We start from the raw sequence: 20270 nt of genomic DNA, 5'->3' as shown, positions 1-20270 counted from the left end.
GAAATTAACCTCCCGAACTGGAGCTTGACGAAGAGCTGAAACCACTTGATTTACCGCCAATACTACTGGAAGAGGTTGAGGTCGATTTGGAGCTTGATGTTGTTCCGCCGCTCGCACTGTTTGACGATGACTTATTAGTTGTAAACGAGCCTGTTCCACTCGAGGTTGTTGGTGTCTTCGTTGTGGATCGATTTGAGAACGAATTCGGTTGATAGGTTTTCGTCACATATGGCGTATTTGAACGATAATGATAGGAACGGTGATTGCTGCCCCAACTGCTTGATGAGTAAGGACTTACCGTATTAAAGATCAAATGGTATAGTAATAAATCATCCCAACCAAAACCACCGCCACCGGTTATCTGGTTCATTCCTCCAAAGCCCGTTGAGCTCCCCCCTGCTTCAGGCGTAGGAGATGGAGAAGGCGACGTCGTTTTATTATCCGATAGCACGGGCACGGGCAAACTCCAGTCAACCGAAGGGTCGTAATAAGCTTTGACGTCTTCAGAAGACCATTCAACCAGCTTAGATACAGCACTCGGATTTGGAGACTCTGCGGCATGCGCTGATAGCAGCAGCATATGACTTACAAGCATGATGCCTATAGAGGTGGAAAGTACTTTAAGCGGTCGTTTCACTGCCTGTTCCCTCCCCCTCCTGAGCTTACCGTAACCAACAGAAGCTCAAAAACATTAAGATCTAAGTTCAATCTTCCTTCAATCATTTCATATTCCTTACCGCCAATAAGAACAAAGTTAGCTACATTTAAGGCTTGAATGAGTTGCTCATCCCATGGGCGTTCACTAATTTTTTGTAGCTGTCCGTCCACCAATTTTTCGAAGAGCGCAATATTCATCGATTCAACTTCCTCCATTCAAATCTTTATACTAGATAAAACGCGCGAACAGACCTTTTGTTTCAATTTATTGAAAAATAAAAGAAGTCTATCCCGAAGGATAGACTTTAACGAATTAATATGCGATGCGTTTTGCTCTTAGAAACGTTGATTTCCAATACGCTTTATTAATATTAGTGATCTGAACACCATTCTTTGGTTTAGGTGAAGCATGGAGCATTTGCATGTTGCCTATATAAATACCAACGTGTCCAACTGTTTTATTGGTTTTGAATCGACCTGGTACATAGAAAAACATCAAATCACCTTTGCGTAAGGATTTTCGGCTAACCAAATTCCCATGCGCCGCTTGTTGACGAGCAATCCTCGGTAGCTTTATACCATATTTTCCAAATACATATTGGGTAAACGTCGAGCAATCAAATTTTCCTGTTTGCGGATAAGGTCCTGTACCGAACTTATATTTCACACCTAAGTATTGTTTGCCTTTGTTAATCATTGCATTAATATTAATGTTCTTAAGAACTGGCATTATTTCTTCCTGATTAGTGGATGCCCACACTTCAAGGTCATCCCCATCTTGTGGCATAGAAGCCGGGTTCGCTCCCGAACCTTCACCTTTGAAAGGATCCGTCGGATCATCGCCAAACTCAAGCTCCACTGTATTACCGCGGGGGTCGTTATCATCTTCACGCTCAATTGGAGCAACCGGAGCAGCATGAATCAACAATTGACCATTCTGCACTTCATAAGACATATCTTCTTGAAATAAGTCTGCCAAAGCAGAGACTGGTAAATAAGCCGTATCCCCCTCCTTGATAAAGGGTTGGCTAACTCGGATTTCTGAACCATCCTTCATCGCTTTCGTCGAATTCATTGTCACTTCGTAGTTTGCGTCATAATCGCCAATTAACAGCTTCTGATTGCCTTCCTCCCAGTTTGACTGGAAATTTAAGGTTTCGATAAGTTCACGTGCAGCTACATAATTTACATTGTTAATCGCTTTAATGGGTACAACAGCGTCACCATTACCTAATGTCGTTCCTTGTCCTGGTTGTGACAAGCTCTGAGACTGCATATTACCTGTACCTGATTGTGCTGTAGGATTCTGCGTTGGTGCCGCATTATCAGGGCTGACATTATCCCTCCCACAAGCGGTTGTAGTTGCCATCATGACTACTATGCTACCAATTGCTGCTACTTTAAGCCTTTTCCACATCGCTTCTATTCTCCTTTAGGGACACATAATTATCCTCTATAGAGTGAGACAAGTGGCTTGCAAATATGCATAAAAGGCCATTTGAACTGCTTGGATCATCTTGGAAGCTTTGCCAGACAAATATTAACTAAAAAAAGCGTGCCCGAGAAACTCGGGCACGCTTTAAGTTGTGTATATCAATTAACCGATGGAACCTTCCATCTCAAATTTAATGAGACGATTCATTTCTACGGCATATTCCATTGGAAGTTCTTTCGTGAACGGCTCAATGAAGCCCATAACGATCATTTGCGTTGCTTCAGCCTCAGTAAGACCGCGGCTCATGAGGTAGAACAATTGGTCCTCAGATACCTTGGATACTGTTGCTTCATGCTCTAGCGTAATGTTGTCGTTCATGATTTCATTATATGGAATCGTATCTGACGTTGACTCGTTATCTAGAATCAACGTATCACATTTGATGTTTGCTTTGGAACCTTGGGAGTTGCGTCCGAAGGAAGCCAGACCACGGTACGTAACTTTACCACCGTGTTTGGAGATCGATTTGGATACGATCGTCGAAGTTGTGTCAGGCGCCAGATGCGTCATTTTCGCGCCAGCGTCTTGGTGCTGCCCTTTACCAGCTACAGCGATGGAAAGAACCATCCCTTTAGCGCCGCGGCCTTTCAGCACAACAGCTGGGTACTTCATCGTCAGCTTGGAACCAATGTTACCATCGACCCATTCCATTGTAGCGCCTTCTTCTGCAACCGCACGTTTTGTAACGAGGTTGTAGATGTTCGGTGCCCAGTTTTGAATCGTTGTGTAACGTGCACGGGAGTTTTTGAGACATACGATTTCTACTACTGCGCTATGAAGGGAGTTTGTGCTGTAAATAGGAGCAGTACAGCCCTCTACGTAGTGCACGAAGCTTTCCTCATCGGTGATGATCAATGTACGCTCGAATTGTCCCATGTTCTCGGAGTTAATACGGAAGTAAGCCTGCAATGGAACTTCACATTTTACGCCTTTAGGGACATAGATGAAGGAACCACCGGACCATACCGCACTATTCAACGCAGCGAATTTATTATCGCTGGGCGGAATAATAGTTCCGAAATATTGTCTAAACAGCTCAGGATATTCACGAAGAGCCGAATCCGTATCTGTAAAGATAACGCCTTGGTCTTCAAGTTCCTTTTGCATGCTGTGGTAAACAACTTCAGATTCATACTGAGCCGATACACCAGCTAAGAATTTTTGTTCCGCTTCAGGAATACCAAGTTTGTCGAATGTTTCTTTAATTTCTGTAGGAACTTCTTCCCACGTTTTGCCTTGCTTCTCAGACGGTCTTACATAGTACTGGATATCATCGAAATCCAGATCATCCATGTTTCCGCCCCAACGTGGCATTGGCATTTTGAAAAATTGCTCCAAGGATTTCAAACGAAACTCAAGCATCCACTCAGGTTCGCCTTTAATTCTGGAGATTTCTTCAACGATTTCACGAGTTAAGCCTTTACCCGATTGAAAAATCGATTTGTGCTCATCTCTAAAACCATATTTATAATCCTCGAGATCTGGCATTTGTTTAGCCATGGTTGATTCCTCCTTAGAATTTTTGTGCAGTAACCCAAAAACAGCTTTTCTATTCTATGCATCGCTTTTGCGTTAGTTATCGGTTTTTTGAGAATGTTCAATCCCTTTGCGAAGTGCGTTCCATGCCAGGGTTGCACATTTAATACGTGCTGGGAATTTATTTACACCAGATAACGCCTCAATATCTTCATATTCAAACTCAACAGGTTCGCCCTTCATCAAGCCAGAAAAGCCATCAGCCATCTTCAGAGCTTCTTCGATGGTCTTACCTTTGACCGCATCCGTCATCATAGATGCAGAGGATAAGCTAATCGAACAGCCTTCACCTGTGAATTTGGCCATCTTCACGACACCATCTTCTACCTGCATCTGCAGGGAAATTTTATCGCCACAAGTTGGGTTATTAAGATCAATGGTAACTGCTTCGCCAGACTCAAACTTCCCACGGTTGCGCGGTGTTTTATAGTGATCCATAATCACTCTACGGTATAAATCATCCAATTGCATGGCCGAAGTACTCCTTTGTTTTTTGTAAGGCCAACACAAGTCGGTCAATATCAGCTTCTGTATTGTATAGATAGAAGCTTGCACGAGCCGTAGAACTCACCTCAAGCCATCTCATTAAAGGCTGACAGCAATGGTGACCGGCACGCACAGCAACTCCTTCCGCATCCAGAACGGTTGCGACATCATGAGGATGCACATCGCCTAGATTAAACGTTACGAGTCCTGCACGGTTCGCAGTAGGGCCATAGACAACCAGATCCTCGATCTGAGTCATACGCTCCATTGCATAATTCGTGAGCTGAATATCGTGTTTGTAAATATTGTCCATACCGACTTCTTGAAGAAAATCGATTGCCGCGCTGAGGCCAACAGCTCCTGCGATAATTGGTGTTCCACCTTCAAACTTCCAAGGCAGTTCTTTCCATGTTGACTCATAGAGATCCACATGATCAATCATCTCGCCACCAAATTCAACGGGCTCCATATTCTCTAGCAAGGCCTTCTTTCCATACAATGCCCCGATTCCGGTAGGGCCACACATCTTGTGACCGGAAAGCGCGTAGAAGTCGCAATCCAAATCTTGTACATCCACCTTCATATGTGGTGTGCTTTGTGCGCCATCGACCATCATCTTCGCACCATGCTTATGGGCGATTTGGGCGATTTCTTTGATTGGATTAACGACACCCAGAACGTTGGAAATATACACAACCGAAACGATTTTCGTACGATTAGTTATCGTATTTTCAACATCTGCAAGCGAAATCGAACCATCAGGCTGTAAAGGAATATATTTTAAAGTAGCGCCTGATGCCTTGGCAGCTTGCTGCCATGGAATCAGGTTGCTGTGATGCTCCATCGGTGTAAGGACGATTTCATCTCCTTCACGCAATACGGATTTCGCATAACTGCTTGCTACAATGTTGATAGCCGTTGTCGTACCTCTAGTGAAAATGATTTCCTGCTCACTGGATGCACCAATGAACTTAGCCACTTTGGCTCTGGCTCCTTCGTATGCATCCGTTGCACGGGAACCTAGGGTATGAACCCCGCGGTGAACGTTCGCATTGTCCCACTCATAATAGTGCTTCAGTGCTTCAATCACCTGAATAGGCTTCTGGGAAGTAGCAGCACTGTCCAAGTACACCAGCGGATGACCGTTCACTTCTTGCTTCAGAATGGGAAAAAGTTCACGTATCTCCGAGGTATTCATTGTCCCAGCTTCCTCTCCACTAAGCTTTGCAGCTGTTCTTCAACGCTCTTAATTGGAATTTCAGAAACAACTGGTGCCAAGAATCCGTAGATAATTAAGCGCTGAGCTTCTTCCTTCGTAATCCCACGAGACATCAAGTAGTGAACTTGTTCCGCATTCACTTGACCAACGCTCGCTGCGTGACCGGCTTTTACATCGTCCTCATCAATAAGAAGAATCGGATTCGCATCGCCGCGTGCTTTCGGGCTAAGCATCAACACTTTCTCTGTTTGTTGACCGTTACAGCCTTGTGCGCCTTTTTCGATCTTCGTAATCCCGTTGATGATCGCTGTTGAGCTATCTCTCATAACGGCACGAGTAATCATGTCGCTTGTCGAAGCTTTGCCCCAATGAACAGCGCGTGTTGTCAGGTTCAACTTCTGCTCATGAGTTCCTACACAGATCACTTTAGCATCGGAGTCGGAACCTTTGCCCTTGAGGATAGATGTTGTATCAGAAAGTGTGTTACCGTAGTTCATTTCACCAACTACCCACTGAATGCTCGCATCGTTATCGATGATCGCACGGCGGTAAGTCAAGTCCGTAACGGATTCTTCCAAGTTATGAACGGATGCATAGTTAACGCGCGCACCTGGTTTCACGAATACTTCAACGATTCCGTTTTGTACCATCGGAACACCGGATACGGAAGATACAAAATTATCTACATAAGTAACTGAACTAAACTGTTCAGCAACAATCAAAACATGCGGTGTGAACGTAGCTTCGGCATCATCGGTTACAAATAATGCTTGCAGCGGAAGTTCCACACGAACGTCTTTCGGTACATAAATGAAAATACCACCGTTCCATAGAGCAGCATGCAAAGCTGTTAATTGATTTTCGTTAGCTTCTACAGCTTTCATGAAGTATGGCTTCACCAAATCCGCATGATCGCGAATGGCTGTTTCCAAATCTGTGAAAATAACGCCTTGCTGGTTCAATTCTGCCGATACTTTGTTGAACACGATACCGGAGTTGCGTTGAACGATCAAGTTATCGGAATTGGCTAATCCTTTGGCAACTTCAGGTAAAGCATCGATCGAAGTCAAAGGGGCTTGTGATTTATGGGAACCATAGGAGGAGATGCTCCAACGGTCAATTCTCGTCTTTTCTAGCGCAGGTAATTCCAAAGAATTCGCTAACGCTAACCCTTCTGTACGAAGGGCAGTCATCCACTCCGGCTCTTGTTTGCTGCGAGAGAGCTCGATGATAGCATTAGTATCTATGGAAAGTGTTGTTTGAATGCTCATGGTTTCCTCCATTTATAGGGATCTTTGATCGAAGATCAAAGTCTCTCCTTTCTGGGACCTTGGGTCGTAGACCAAAGTCCCTCCTCCTTTAGTACTTCGGTCCAGGCGTGTTCATTGGAACTTTGAATTCTTCCGTGTCTTGACCAACGGTTTCATCCACGATGCCGAGCTCTTCTTTGATCCAATCGTAACCTTCCGATTCCAAACGCTCTGCAAGCTCAGGACCACCGGATTTTACAATACGACCTTGCATCATAACATGTACAAAATCAGGTTTAACGTAGTTGAGCAAACGTTGGTAATGCGTAATGATTAAGAAGCCACGATCTTCGCTGCGCATAGCATTAACACCTTCAGCTACGATACGTAAAGCGTCGATATCGAGTCCGGAGTCAATTTCATCTAGAATAACAAACTTTGGCTCAAGCAAAAGCATTTGTAGAATCTCGTTACGTTTCTTCTCCCCACCGGAGAAGCCTTCGTTCAGGTAACGGTGCATAAATTCTGGGTTCATTTCTAGCTGCTTCATCTTTGCTTCCATTTGGCGAATGAACTTGATCAACGAAATTTCGTTGCCTTCACCGCGGCGTACGTTCATCGCACTGCGCAAGAAGTCAGCATTCGTTACGCCTGTGATTTCACTTGGATATTGCATGGCTAAGAACAAACCAGCGCGTGCTCTTTCGTCCACAGCCATTTCAAGAACATCTTCACCATCTAATGTTACAGAACCCTCTGTTACTTCATATTTCGGGTGACCCATCAGAGCAGCCGCCAATGTACTTTTACCTGTACCGTTTGGTCCCATGATAGCATGAATTTCGCCGCCTTTAACTTCTAGGCTGAGACCCTTTAAAATTTCCTTTCCTTCGACGTTCGCTTTTAGACCGTCTATTGTAAATGTTGATGAATTCGCCATTTCTTAAGCCTCCATAATGTGTTTGAATGTACAAGATAATGACAACCATTTCAATTGATTATCATTGATTCTCATTAGAATAATTCTATTATAACTTACTATGTTAAATCAAGAAAGGGCATTTGCATGAAAAAGATGGTCATTTTCTGAAAATGCTACCTTTTTAATTACGCCAAAGTATGTTTAATTTCAGCAACCATCGCTGCAAACTCCCCATCGCTCAAGACGGGAACCAAAGAAGACTCTTCTGGTACATCAGTCCCAAGCTCAATCCATGATTTGCAGCCTATATAGGCTTGCTCGATCGGAATACGCAAAGGTTGTACCAATATATATACCCTTAACAACATGATATGAATCGGATTTTTGCGTTTCCACTTTAATCTTTCTTCTGTGAAATTTTCGGTCCAAATGTGATAGGGATATAGTTTATTCAACTGTTCTTGATCACTTACCTCTATATCTTCAACCATTCGAGCATAGCTGTTAATGGTTACATGCGTATCCTCTGCACGCCAACCTATTAGAGATTCATCGATAACCCCTCGGTAATCTTCCTTCAATAGTTCTTTTCTCTGATGTTCATACGTTGGATAGAGAAAGAAATCAGCGGATTCCACTTGAAAATCTTTTGTTTCCTCAACAATTCCTCCCTTACGCATAATAAAAATTTGCGTACCATCTTCCAATGCTTTAACAGCCGATGCCCATTCTTTCAGGGCCTTTGGTTTCCCCATGACGCAAACACCTCGTTCTCCTCATTAATCTTATTTATTATAAGGAATCTGAGGCCACAAAACAATGTGACGCAACTTGGCATACACAAGATACGACCACTATTGACAAACTATAATAAAGGGATGGCCAAATGGGGCCACCCCTTTACTCTCATTTATTTCGAAGTTTCGGCGTAATACGTTGGTTGTATGCGGGTAAACTGATCTTGATTTTGTTTCATGGGATTTGGGTCAGCAGCCGCGCTAGGAGCATCAGCATCGAAAGCGATCAGGAGCAAGAAGAAGCACGCAGCCACAACAAGCAGCAGATTCAGGATTTTCATCACAATGACATCCTCCAGAACTGTTTTGCTCCCAAGTATAGCCAAGATTCATCATCCACATGTTTGTTCTGGTTAAAGATTTTGTAAACTTGGACTAGCCTAGGAACGACTGTAGCATCCAGCGATGCTTTTCCAAGGAAGTTTGAATAGCTAAAAGTATATCGGCCGTCGTCTCATCTTGAACCTCTTCACAAGCCTGCATGCCGGCTTTTAATTCTTGCGTAAGGATCGTGAAATCTTCTATAACAGCTTCGACCATTTTCGTGGGGGTTTCTGTACCCGAAGCCTCTTTAAGGGACGATAATTCCATAAAAGCTTTCATTGTAGCCGCCGGCTGACCACCGATAGAAAGCAACCGTTCAGCCAGCTCGTCCACGTGAAGGGCAGCTTCATTATATAGCTCTTCAAATTTAACATGCAGCGTGAAAAACTGATTACCTTTCACATACCAATGAAAGTTGTGCAGCTTGACATAAAGTAAACCCCAATTTGCAATTTGCTTATTCAGAACAACTTGGATAGATTGAGTTAAGGACGTTGTCACCATAGTAAACCTCCTGATCTTTTATTTATCGGTTATATTCTGTTCATGTACACGTTAATTTACGTTAGAAGCGCTTATTTTATGTAATTTGTGCAACATTTCCAAAGTTAGTATTTCAAGCAGCTACATTTTGTCTTATACTAGGAAAAGACAATTAAAACATAGTAAGTTAGTTGGAATTAAATCCAATGAATCATAGGAGGTTACTACATGTCCACTTATCATCCTTTAAGTGAAGTCCAAGCGATTGAATACGCACGTCAAATTCCAAATCTGTTTCAACCGAGCTCAGACTTAACTAGTCATGAAATCGGCGACGGCAACTTAAATCTCGTTTTTCGCATATCGGAAACAGCTACAGGAAAAAGTATTATTTTAAAACAAGCCCTTCCTTATGCCAAAGTTGTCGGCGAATCCTGGCCGTTAACACTGGACCGCGCACGAATTGAAAGTGAAGCGCTCTTAATTGAAGAAGGCTTGAATCCAGACCTCGTACCTCATGTTTATGCCTATGATGCTGATTTGGCGCTTACCGTGATGGAAGATCTTAGTGACCATGTCATTATGCGCAGAGGGTTAATTGAAGGTAATCAGTACCCACTCTTTGCTGAGCATATCGGTCGCTTTCTAGCAAATACGTTATTTTTCACATCGGATCTAGGCAAAAACCAACAAGAAAAGAAAATCCAACAAGGTCGATTCATCAATCCCGAGCTTTGTAAAATTACAGAGGATTTGATCTTCGATGATCCATATCGCGATGCAGAAACGAACAATTTCGAAGCTCACATCCGCGATGCGGCAGAACAGCTTTGGGCGGACAGCGAGCTTCACTTTGAAGTAGCTATTCTTCGCAACAAATTCCTTACAAGTGCACAAGCGCTCCTTCATGGCGATCTGCACACGGGAAGTATCTTTATTAAACCTGATTCTACGAAGGTGATTGATCCAGAGTTCGCTTACTATGGGCCGATGGGTTTCGATATTGGCGCTGTACTCGCGAACCTACTCCTCAATTTCGCTGCTCAAGAGGGATGGAGTAAGGATAGTGAGAGCCGTGCTTCCTATCGTGCATACTTACTACAAACCGTGAAGGACGTATGGACCCATTTCGAAACGAAATTCCGCACTTTATGGAATGAGCATGGTGTAGATCGTGTATTTCAAACACCTGGCTATCAAAACTATTTTCTAGCCAATCTGCTCCAAGACACAGTCGGTTTCGCCGGAGCTAAAATGGTGCGCCGTATTGTTGGCCTTGCACATGTGGCTGATATTGATAAAATCGAAGATGCAGCTGCAAGAGAGCGTGCACAGCGCTTGTCGTTAGCAATTGGCACTTCATTCATTCGTACCCATCGTCAAGTGAAATCCATCGATGAGCTTATTGCCATCGCCACCCAAGAAACTGCTGCAGAAAGAGGATCAGTCCAATGACGAACACGAACAACAAAGATTTAGAAGTGCAAAACCTCGAGAACCAAGGTGCCTTGCAATCCTTGCGTTGGAATGGCAAGCAGCTTGATCTGCTCGATCAACGACTGCTGCCGGAAGAGATTGTGTATTTGCCGCTGGAGACACCGATAGAGGTGTGGGAAGCGATCCGGCATTTGAAAGTTCGCGGCGCACCAGCGATAGGAATCGCCGCCGCGTATGGGGTTTACCTAGGCATCCGTGAAGTGGATGCTCAGTTGGACGGGCTTCTGGCGGAAGTCCAGAAGCAGGCGGACTACCTGGCGACATCGCGTCCGACAGCGGTGAACTTGTTCTGGGCGCTCGATCGCATGCGAGCGCAGGCAGTGACTTTGGCAGGAGCAGGCGTAAGTCCGGCTGCCTTCAAGGAAGCTCTCCTGGACGAAGCGCAGAAGATTCAAGCAGAGGACGAGGAGACGAACCGCCTTATTGGCGAACATGCGCTAACGCTGTTCGAGGATGGATTCGGCGTGTTGACGCACTGTAACGCCGGGGGCTTAGCGACAGCCAAGTACGGCACGGCGCTAGCGCCGTTCTACTTGGCCAAGGAAAAAGGCATGAACATCAAAGTGTTCGCGGATGAGACCAGACCAGTGCTTCAAGGCGCACGGTTGACCGCCTTTGAACTGCAGCAAGCAGGCGTTGACGTAACGCTGATCTGTGACAACATGGCCGGCGCGGTCATGTCGAAGGGCTGGATCCAGGCTGTCATCGTAGGAACAGACCGTGTAGCGGCTAACGGTGACGTTGCCAACAAAATCGGCACCTACAGTGTAGCCGTACTGGCGAAAGCGCACGGCATACCGTTCTATGTGGCGAGCCCTCTCTCCACGATCGATCTGAATACGCCTACGGGCGGAGACATCCCCATTGAAGAACGTCATGAGGATGAAATTACACAAGGCTTTGGTAAACGCACAGCTCCTCTAGGAGTGAAAGTATTTAATCCAGCCTTTGACGTAACACCTAACGAGTATGTGACAGCAATTATTACCGAAAAAGGCATAATACAAGCCCCTTATACGGAAAACTTGCGGAAGCTGTTCGACTAAAAAAAAGCTGTTCCCTGACGTAGTAGATCATTCTACGAGGGAACAGCCTTTTTCTTTTTATACATGATTCAATAGTTGATCACGATATTGATTCGGAGTAACACCATGCGCTTTCTTAAAGACATAGTGCAAATAATTACTAGATGCAAAGCCATTGCTTTCCGCAATTTTGTCAAGGGTCAACGAGGTTTGCTGCAGCTCGCTGCATACATGTTTCAAACGTACCTGTTCCAAGTATTCGCTGAACGAGATGTTCGCCTGCTCCTTGAAGATGCGCTGAAGCTGCCTTGAACTGATCTGCAAGCGTTCTGCTACTCCTTCAAGTGTTAGTGGACGACGGAAGTTATCTTCAATAAATTGAATGGCTAGCTGATACCGATAGCTCTTCATATCACGCGCAGGCAGGTTCACCCCTTGCTGGTCCGCCTTATAGGCCCCCACTGTCCTTAACAACATTTGCACAATGGATTGCTTAATGATCGTGTACTGCCCCAGCTGATTGCTTCTCCAAGCTTCATAAGCGATAAGAAAGCACTTCATGGCTTCCTGACGGTCTAAAGCAGGGACATGAGGAAGCTCGCTCAGCTGCCTTAAGCATGCATCTGCCTCAGCAATCTCCCATGCTTCTCCCCATGCTTCTGGGACAGGCATAGAACCTCGCTCATCCTCACCTTGATCCAGCTTTACGATATCCACATGCAGACATAGTTCACCCATTGCTTCCCGCTCATCGGCCTCTTGGCGATGACTGACGCCTGGTGCCGTAACATAAAGCATACCTTCTTGAAGGGGATGCGAGACGCCGTCCAGAATCACCCTGCCTTTGCCATAGGGGATGTAATGAATTTCATACTCGGAATGTTGATGAAAGTCTATAACCATGCCCGCAGGAAAGGAAGTCAGATGACAGCGCAATACTCGAAGTCCATAAGAACCCCATCGGAAGCTTAACTCCAAGCGATCCAATGCCATTGGATTCTCGAGCATGGGTTCAAAGTAAAATGGCTGACTCATCCGTAGTCCCTCCTTTTTTACCTGCAAAAATTACTTAACTAGTGAATCAATTCGCACCTGCTGCTTGGCTGCAACGGAACGATTAGAAGCCTCCATCAGCTTCGTTAAATCCACAGCGAGCCCAATATTTTCAACCGCTTTTGTCCCATTTTGAATATGAGCTACCCACTGATCGAATGCAGACGGATTCGCTTCTGGACCGTTCTCATACGCCACCCATTGCGTGCTTGCATCTGCAAGCTTTTTCGTACGAAGTAAGACTCTTCCATCATGGTCGGAATAAAGCACACTGCCATCGGTACCGTGAACTTCAATCACAAACGGTGAAAATGCGTTCACAAAACCAGCTTCAACGATGCCAAGAGCACCATTTGCATACTGGAGGGTTGCTACAGCATTATCTTCAACTTCTCTGCCTGTTACATAGCCATAAGAAGCGCTTACAGCTTCAGGAAGCCCTAACAATAATCGAGTTAAATACATAGGATGACAACCGAGATCAATTAGGGCGCCTCCGCCACATTGCTCTGCATTGTAGAAATGCTCAGGCAACCACCCGTTCGGATTGGCATCCGTAGAAATGCCGCCATTGTGTGATAAGCGTGTTCGAACGAGTGTAATCTGGCCCAATAATTCTTTCTGGACTATTTCTTGAATCGCTAACGTATAAGCTGGATTCAAACGAGGCAATGAGACTGTCAATGTCACACCCGCTTCATTAACAGCATTCAGAATCTCATTAACTTCATGTAAGGTTGGTGCAATGACTTTTTCTGTGAAAATATGTTTACCTGCCTTCGCAGCAGCGATCATTACGTCTCGGTGTAGGTTGGTCGGTGTATCCACAACAACAGCGTCAATTTCCTTATTGGCTAATAACTCCGCTAGATCTGTGTAAAAGGCCACACCGCGCTTCGCGGCTTCCGCTTGCCCACGTTCTGGAAGCTCATCCCAAACGGCAACAATCTGGGTATCTGGATGCTCCTCTACTTGTTTTGCATAGTCTTTTGCATGCACGTGCCAAAAACTTAACATCGCTACTTTAATCATGTTAACCTCCAAATAAGTGACTTGGATTCATTGTAACATGCCATAACATCTTGATAAATTTCGAATTAGCGACAGAATAAGGTGCAAAATAGTGACACCTTTTGCTACTTGGTTACAGGCACCGCATTGTAGTACTCTTCCAATGTCAAGCTTTTGGCTGCCATTTCTTTCGAAACATCTACGCCCACATAACGTATATGCCATGGCTCGTATTGATAACCGGTAATCGTTGTTTTACCTTTGGGATAACGAACAATAAACCCGTACTCCGCAACATGTGTTTCAAGCCATTTCGCTTCCTTAGTTCCAGCAAAGCAATCTTCCGCTGCACACTTCCCGTCCCTGCCCGTTACATCTATGGCTAGCCCAGTTTCATGCTCACTCGTCCCAGGAACAGCACTGTACATTTTGGCTTTCTCTTCGCCGTCTCTAAGCACATAACGCTGGAAAAGAGCTTTCTGCGTCGCATAAGAGCGATAAGCCGAAACGCCAGATAGGTGGATACCGTCCTTCTCAGCTCCAACAAAGAGTTTTTCAATTGCACCGGCAGCGGCTTTACGCATTTTACGTTTTTCACTTTTCTCAGCAAAAATAAATGGAATGTCAGGATATACTAAATCAGTCGGCTCGTAGCTCGACGGCAGTGAATATTGCTTATTTACTAAAACAGTTATACTCTCCGGTTTCGCAACAACTTGGATAGCACCGCTCTTTGGCGGAACGGCTGAGGGTGATGGGGAAGCCGAAGGAACTTTTGTCGGTGTTATTGTAGGCGAAGGAGAAGGGGATGCAGAGGGTGCAGGACTTCCCAAACTAACCGGCGGAGTAGCCGTTGCAGTGGGACTACCTGAAGGAGCTACTTCCCCCTTGCTGCATCCTGTTACTATGGTTAACGCCAATAGTGTGGCGAGCGTATATTTCAACTTGTTGTTCATGATCTTCTTCTGGTTGCCTCCTCAAATAAGTTAAACTTACACATGAATAGACTTCTGATCTCGTGTAAAAGTTGCAACGCAAATGAGAAAACCTCTTCGAGGCCAATCAAGGATGTGCGACCGCGTTTAGAGGTAGGTTTATCGCCAATAAGAAAGCGGTTTTCGGGATCCGAAAACTTATACTTTCTTATGTGGACAAAAAGACTGCAATTTTAGGTTTTAGCCTAGATCACAGCCTTCTTATTTTATGCGTATTCGTGTAAGGTTACAAGTTTAGAACTCGTAAAATAATTCCTTTTGTTCTTCTAGCCTTGACTTGATGCAATCGCTTGTTCCAAATCATAGATAATATCTTCGATCGCTTCCGTACCCACCGACAATCGAATAAGTCCCGGTGACACACCGGCAGATACTTGTTCCTGCTCATTCAATTGTGCATGCGTCGTGCTTGCAGGATGAATAATCAATGACTTCGAATCTCCGACATTCGCCAAATGCGAGAATAGTTTAACGGAATGTATCAGCTTCTTGCCTGATTCCATACCGCCTTTGATACCAAAGCTCAAAATAGCGCCTTGCCCCTTCGGCAAATACTTCTGAGCAAGTTTATAGGAAGGATGGCTTTCTAAGCCTGCATAACTAACCCATTCTACGGATTCATGTGACTCTAAAAATTGAGCAACCTTAAGGGCATTGGAACTGTGGCGTTCCAAACGCAAATGCAGTGTCTCAAGTCCTTGCAATAAAAGGAACGAACTATTAGGAGAAAGCGAAGCCCCTAAATCTCGAAGCAGCTGAACCCGCGCTTTAATGATGTAGGCAATAGGACCGACAGCCTCGGTATAGACGACGCCGTTATAACTTGGATCAGGCTTCGTCAAACCAGGAAATTTACCGCTTGCAGCCCAATCAAATTTACCACTATCTACAATAACACCGCCAATCGTTGTTCCATGTCCGCCAATGAACTTGGTTGCGGAGTGAACAACAATATCGGCCCCATGCTCAATCGGTCTAAGCAAGTAAGGACTTGGGAATGTATTATCAATAATCAAAGGAATTCCGTTTTCATGTGCGATAGCCGCTACAGCCTCAATATCGAGAATATCCCCCTTGGGATTACCGATCGATTCCGCGTAAATGGCTTTGGTCTTGTCCGTAATCGCACCTCGGAAATTTTCCGGATTGCTCGGATCAACGAATTTCACTGTAATGCCTAGTTTAGGCAAAGTATTGGAGAATAAATTATATGTACCTCCGTACAAAGAAGAAGCTGAAACGATTTCATCTCCTACCTCAGCAATGTTCAGTATGGAGAAGGTAATGGCTGCCTGACCGGATGCCACAGCCAGAGCGGCAGGGGCACCTTCCAACGCGGCAATCCGTTTCTCAAATACATCAGACGTAGGGTTCATAATACGTGTATAAATATTGCCAAATTCCTTGAGTGCAAATAAATTTGCAGCATGGTCCGTATCGTTAAACACATAGGACGTCGTTTGATAAATCGGTACAGCCCTGGAATTGGTCGTCGGATCTACCTGTTGACCTGCATGAATCGCTAAAGTTTCCGGTAAGTACTGGCGTTCTGAATCTGACATTACACATGCCTCCTAGGATAAATATAAATGGAAATAAAAGTAGTCATTCCTTCTAAATCTGATAATTCCCACTGGAATAGTATACATTCATTCTAATGGAAATATCTAGGTAAAGTCAATATAACATATTGGAATTTTTTTCTATACCAAAATGTACATGCAAGAGCGGGCCTTTCTCAAGATTGGTCTGGTGGAAGAAGAACAATTCGTCCATCCTCCATCGCAACGCGAACTTTATTCGTATGGGAAGCACCAATCGATTCGAGGAAGTTAGCAGGAATTTGCAGTCTGCCCGCCTTGTCAACAACCGCGTATTCGACATGAGAATCACCTTCTGCAGCAACGATTCCTTGCTCCAGTTCCAGCAATTCCTCCTGATACGATTTGCGCCGCAGTATCTCCGAGGAGGTTTTACCGTCACGAATGGCAACGACGCGGTCTACTTTCTTAGCTAGAAGAGGATCGTGTGTTACGATAACAACCGTTAAACCGAAGCTCCGGTTTAGCTCACGGAACAGATCGAGAATTTGATTCGCCATCTTCGTATCGACAGACCCTGTAGGTTCATCAGCGAGCAAGAGCCTAGGCTGATTAGCAAGAGCAATAGCAATTGCCACACGCTGCTGTTCTCCACCAGAAAGCTCATTTAGCTTATTATTTCTTCGGTGGCTCAAACCTACAGCCTCCAGTAAATCTAATGCTCGATGGCGCTTGCGTCGTCCCTGCAGCAGGATAGGCAGCTCTACATTTTCCAAAGCTGTCAAATAGGGGATCAGGTTGCGTGCATTATTTTGCCAGACGAAGCCAACGGTTTGCCTTTTATACTTCACCAGATCCGATTCCTTAAATTTCAACAAATCCTTCCCGTCTACGTGCAGAATACCTGCCGAAGGTCGATCTAACCCTCCCAACATATTCAACAACGTCGATTTGCCACTGCCACTGTTGCCGATAATCGCCATCAGCTCTCCCTCCTCAATATGGAGATCAAGCCCTTGTAAAGCGACAACTTCAATGTCAGCCGATTTATAAATTTTAACTAGGTTTTCACAGTGAATCATCCTTAATCCTCCCCAAGCTTAACGGCTTGATGAATCTTAATTCTGGACAGCATCGTGCCGAGTAATAGTAGACCCGTCCCTATCATCACAGTGACAATGACGTACAAATGCAGCTGATCATTCGGATCAAAGCTCACTTGAAAAGGCGGTACTTGACTTGATGAATCGAAAGTTAATTGAAATAACGGAACAAACAATCGGCTGGCCGTATTTCCCGTAATCATGCCGATTAGAACAGCTGCGCCAGAAGTTAATAATTGTTCGGCTATTAGCATTCCAATCAACTGCGCAAAGGAAATTCCCATCGCCCGAAGCACACCGAATTGTAAGATCCGTCCGGACAACGAAAGCACCCAGTACAGAAGAAACCCAATAAAGCTTATGCCAATAGCAATCAGGAAGCCAAGCGTCATAACGCCATTCACAGCCAATTGGAATGGATCATTCTTGGAGAGAACCAACATTTGCTTCGTATCCATTAAATTTGTGAGGGGTATATGTTTAAGCTCTAGCTCCTCATACAAAGCTTGACTGGTCATATCCGGTTTTAGCTTTAGCCAAACATCATACGGCTCTACAGCCATATTATTTTGAATGTAGGCTAGATGCCCAATAACTAACTTCGGTGCATCCACTTTACTTTGCTTTGTCGTGTCAGAGCTGCTTCCTGTTTTAGTTCCAGCGGTTAAGATCGGATTGGGATTCCAGCTCGGCCAGTAATCAATAATCCCATACACAACACAAGTGGCTCCCTCTACATCTCCCCATCCTAAATGCACCACATCGCCCACTTTGGCTCCAGTTTCTTCGGCAATAGACTTGGAAATAAGTACGGCTTTGGAATCAGTTGCCAGTAGGTTTAAATACTCATAAAAGTGATGATCGAGCAAATGGTCGCGGAGCCAGGCTGTTTGACCGAATTCATCGGTATCAATGCCCATAAACGCTATTTTTTTCGTTTCCTTGCCAAAGGCGAAATAAGCATCTTTTTTATAAAATACTCGAGCTGCTGATTCCACACCTGCCAACTGTGTAAAGGGCAAGAATGGAGGTTCCGTATATTGGACTCGCTTCTTAACAAGAGGGATAGAACTCGCTTCTTCCTGATTGCCAGACGGTCCTGACTCTGGAGGCGGAGCATCATTGTCCCATTTGGTTTGCAGAACAATATCCGCCCCATTCTTATAACGGATCTTCTCTTCAATATTTTTGTTCATTGTCCTTGCTGCGCTGGCACTAAACAACCCTGTTGCAAGTGTCATGATGATAAACAGCATGATGAATTGATATTGTGTGGTTGATCTGCCCACTTGAAGCAGCGTTGAATATAAATAGGGAGGCCACCATTTTCGTCCGATGAGATAGAACAGTTGAATGACCCATGGATATATCCGCAGTAAGAACAGGCCCATGGCAAATATGAATAAAGCCGGCACTACGAAAAGGAGTGGATCTACTTTCATGTCCATAGAGTCCAGCCCTAAGGCTACGAGATCATTCATCCGTCGGTTAAAGCTTTGTAATAAATAGATAGAAACTGCCAATAAGACAACATCGAGAAACATTTTATGTACAAAAGAGAGCTTGTTCTTCCTCGCCATGGTTTGTTTATGACTAACAATTGTAGCGCGAGTGGCGAGTACAGCGGGAACTAGAGTCATACAAACCGATGCGGTTACGGCAATTAAAGCGTATTGATAGGCCTCCTTATTAAGCTTGACTTCCATCGCTGCTCGCTGGACAAACGTTAGGAATCCACTCGATGCACCTAGTATTTTCGTTAATTGCAGGCCAATTAAAGGACCAACTAAAAGTGCAACTCCCCCTAATAAAATACCTTCCAGCACATAACCTAGCAGAATCTGAGTCCGGCTTGCTCCTCTGCTGCGCAGCACGGCAATCTCTGTTTTCTGTCGTTCTGTAATCAAATTCGCAACCATGAATAAATAGAAGGCTAGCAAAATACTAATCGGCACATTAAGCGACCACAGCATAATTCTGAGTTTTTTCTCTTTTTCACCATACATTTTCAATGTGGTAATCGCTGGATTTTTGACCGTATGTGTGTTGAAATGACTGTTTAAATAGCTGGTTACCCTTTCATGTGTGCTGGTGTAGGCTTCAAGCCCCTCCAACTTCAATTGATGATAATCCAGTATGTAATTCCAATAGGAAAATGTGTTGGGAAAACTTTTGTTTTTCATAAAATCTTTTTCAAATAAGGCAAAGGGGATGAAAAATTTTGTACGCGAGTCGCTCATATTATTCGTCCAATACAGATCGGCAAAATCAGTTCGATCGATAACTGCAACCGGCTTTATTCGGATGTTTTGTTTCAAATCTTTGTTAACGATGGTTAATTCATTGCCCAGTACGATCTTTAATTGCGTCAGCAGTTCTGGGAATACCCACGCTTCATACACACCATCCACAGGTTCTGCTGAAGGCATGACACCGTCAACAATTCGAATATGCTTTTCCAACTCCGACATCGCTGTTAATTCAGCTGAACGGTTCACTTTAGGGTCTACTTTACTTGGATCGCTAGGTGTAAGCTCGAAATTTACTGTGCTGCGCGTTATCGTAGATAGGAGAATCGGCAAGCCGAATTGCTGGCTTTGTTCTGCCATAAAGGCATCCGTTTCCGCTAAAAGCTGATCTCCGCTTTCTTCCATTAAGTAAGCAGAATGATAGGCATGCCCAGGATATTGCTGTGTGTTGGTTTGTAGAACTTCCAAATCTTTGATCAGCATACGCTGTAAAATGGCGTGTGTATAAATGGGCATTGAGCTGGCCAGTGCGACCGAAATAATTAGCCCCACCAGTAAACTAAGCTCTAACCAGCGGTTTTTGACCATTTTACGGAGAATCATCAGAAATAAAGCCATTGCTATCCT

At 44.5% G+C, this 20270-nt stretch carries 19 protein-coding genes; 2 read left to right on the top strand and 17 right to left on the bottom strand.

Features of this window, described 5'->3' with window-relative positions; genetic code table 11:
• Positions 1 to 4: 4 nt before the first annotated feature.
• From QFZ80_RS03870 to QFZ80_RS03820, 11 genes are all read right to left on the bottom strand, one after another.
• Positions 5 to 637: a hypothetical protein gene (locus tag QFZ80_RS03870; RefSeq protein WP_307557366.1), complete on the bottom strand. Its 633-nt coding sequence runs from the start codon at positions 635 to 637 to the stop codon at positions 5 to 7.
• Positions 634 to 855 (bottom strand): hypothetical protein, encoded by a 222-nt coding sequence (locus QFZ80_RS03865; RefSeq protein WP_307548694.1) that lies wholly within the window; start codon positions 853 to 855, stop codon positions 634 to 636. The genes QFZ80_RS03870 and QFZ80_RS03865 overlap by 4 nt, the downstream gene beginning before the upstream one ends.
• Before the next feature lie 115 nt (positions 856 to 970).
• Positions 971 to 2074 carry a C40 family peptidase gene (locus QFZ80_RS03860; RefSeq protein WP_307557364.1) on the bottom strand — a complete coding sequence of 368 codons (1104 nt, stop codon included), beginning with the start codon at positions 2072 to 2074 and terminating at the stop codon, positions 971 to 973.
• A 180-nt stretch (positions 2075 to 2254) separates the two neighbouring features.
• A complete protein-coding gene (gene sufB / locus QFZ80_RS03855) occupies positions 2255 to 3652 on the bottom strand; it encodes a Fe-S cluster assembly protein SufB (protein WP_047676683.1) in 1398 nt (465 codons plus the stop codon).
• A gap of 72 nt (positions 3653 to 3724) precedes the next feature.
• Entirely contained in the window at positions 3725 to 4159 is a 435-nt protein-coding gene (gene sufU, locus QFZ80_RS03850) for a Fe-S cluster assembly sulfur transfer protein SufU (RefSeq protein WP_307548698.1), read from the bottom strand.
• Positions 4146 to 5372: a cysteine desulfurase gene (locus tag QFZ80_RS03845; protein ID WP_307548700.1), complete on the bottom strand. Its 1227-nt coding sequence runs from the start codon at positions 5370 to 5372 to the stop codon at positions 4146 to 4148. Before QFZ80_RS03845 ends, sufU begins: the two co-directional genes overlap by 14 nt.
• Positions 5369 to 6664 (bottom strand): Fe-S cluster assembly protein SufD, encoded by a 1296-nt coding sequence (gene sufD, locus QFZ80_RS03840; RefSeq protein WP_307557362.1) that lies wholly within the window; start codon positions 6662 to 6664, stop codon positions 5369 to 5371. The genes QFZ80_RS03845 and sufD overlap by 4 nt, the downstream gene beginning before the upstream one ends.
• Before the next feature lie 88 nt (positions 6665 to 6752).
• Complete coding sequence (gene sufC / locus QFZ80_RS03835; RefSeq protein ID WP_307548704.1) at positions 6753 to 7583, bottom strand: Fe-S cluster assembly ATPase SufC; 831 nt, start codon at positions 7581 to 7583, stop codon at positions 6753 to 6755.
• Between the two features lie 167 nt (positions 7584 to 7750).
• Entirely contained in the window at positions 7751 to 8320 is a 570-nt protein-coding gene (locus QFZ80_RS03830) for a DUF1802 family protein (protein ID WP_307548707.1), read from the bottom strand.
• Between the two features lie 155 nt (positions 8321 to 8475).
• A complete protein-coding gene (locus tag QFZ80_RS03825) occupies positions 8476 to 8688 on the bottom strand; it encodes a hypothetical protein (protein ID WP_307557360.1) in 213 nt (70 codons plus the stop codon).
• A gap of 49 nt (positions 8689 to 8737) precedes the next feature.
• Positions 8738 to 9190, bottom strand: a complete 453-nt coding sequence (locus QFZ80_RS03820; protein ID WP_307557358.1) for a Dps family protein — start codon at positions 9188 to 9190, stop codon at positions 8738 to 8740.
• A gap of 207 nt (positions 9191 to 9397) precedes the next feature.
• Between QFZ80_RS03820 and mtnK the strand changes: the two genes are divergently transcribed.
• Together mtnK and mtnA are read left to right on the top strand one after the other, a co-directional pair.
• A complete protein-coding gene (gene mtnK, locus QFZ80_RS03815) occupies positions 9398 to 10624 on the top strand; it encodes an S-methyl-5-thioribose kinase (protein ID WP_307548713.1) in 1227 nt (408 codons plus the stop codon).
• Entirely contained in the window at positions 10621 to 11712 is a 1092-nt protein-coding gene (gene mtnA / locus QFZ80_RS03810; RefSeq protein ID WP_307548715.1) for an S-methyl-5-thioribose-1-phosphate isomerase, read from the top strand. The genes mtnK and mtnA overlap by 4 nt, the downstream gene beginning before the upstream one ends.
• Before the next feature lie 57 nt (positions 11713 to 11769).
• Here mtnA and QFZ80_RS03805 read toward each other — a convergent pair whose 3' ends face one another.
• From QFZ80_RS03805 to QFZ80_RS03780, 6 genes are all read right to left on the bottom strand, one after another.
• Positions 11770 to 12726, bottom strand: a complete 957-nt coding sequence (locus QFZ80_RS03805) for an AraC family transcriptional regulator (protein WP_307548717.1) — start codon at positions 12724 to 12726, stop codon at positions 11770 to 11772.
• 30 nt (positions 12727 to 12756) lie between these two features.
• Positions 12757 to 13776 carry a Gfo/Idh/MocA family protein gene (locus tag QFZ80_RS03800; RefSeq protein WP_307557356.1) on the bottom strand — a complete coding sequence of 340 codons (1020 nt, stop codon included), beginning with the start codon at positions 13774 to 13776 and terminating at the stop codon, positions 12757 to 12759.
• A gap of 104 nt (positions 13777 to 13880) precedes the next feature.
• Positions 13881 to 14711, bottom strand: coding sequence for a M15 family metallopeptidase (locus QFZ80_RS03795; protein WP_307548721.1), 831 nt, complete (start codon positions 14709 to 14711; stop codon positions 13881 to 13883).
• Positions 14712 to 15016: 305 nt separating this feature from the next.
• Entirely contained in the window at positions 15017 to 16312 is a 1296-nt protein-coding gene (locus tag QFZ80_RS03790) for a homocysteine synthase (protein ID WP_307557354.1), read from the bottom strand.
• A 176-nt stretch (positions 16313 to 16488) separates the two neighbouring features.
• Positions 16489 to 17373: an ABC transporter ATP-binding protein gene (locus tag QFZ80_RS03785; protein WP_307548725.1), complete on the bottom strand. Its 885-nt coding sequence runs from the start codon at positions 17371 to 17373 to the stop codon at positions 16489 to 16491.
• 2 nt (positions 17374 to 17375) lie between these two features.
• Positions 17376 to 20261: an ABC transporter permease gene (locus QFZ80_RS03780; protein ID WP_307548726.1), complete on the bottom strand. Its 2886-nt coding sequence runs from the start codon at positions 20259 to 20261 to the stop codon at positions 17376 to 17378.
• Positions 20262 to 20270 lie beyond the last annotated feature (9 nt).

This window comes from Paenibacillus sp. V4I7 (assembly GCF_030817275.1).
GTDB lineage: Bacteria > Bacillota > Bacilli > Paenibacillales > NBRC-103111 > Paenibacillus_E.
Note: the sequence above shows the minus strand (reverse complement) of the source record. Positions and strands in the feature narration are given on the sequence as shown.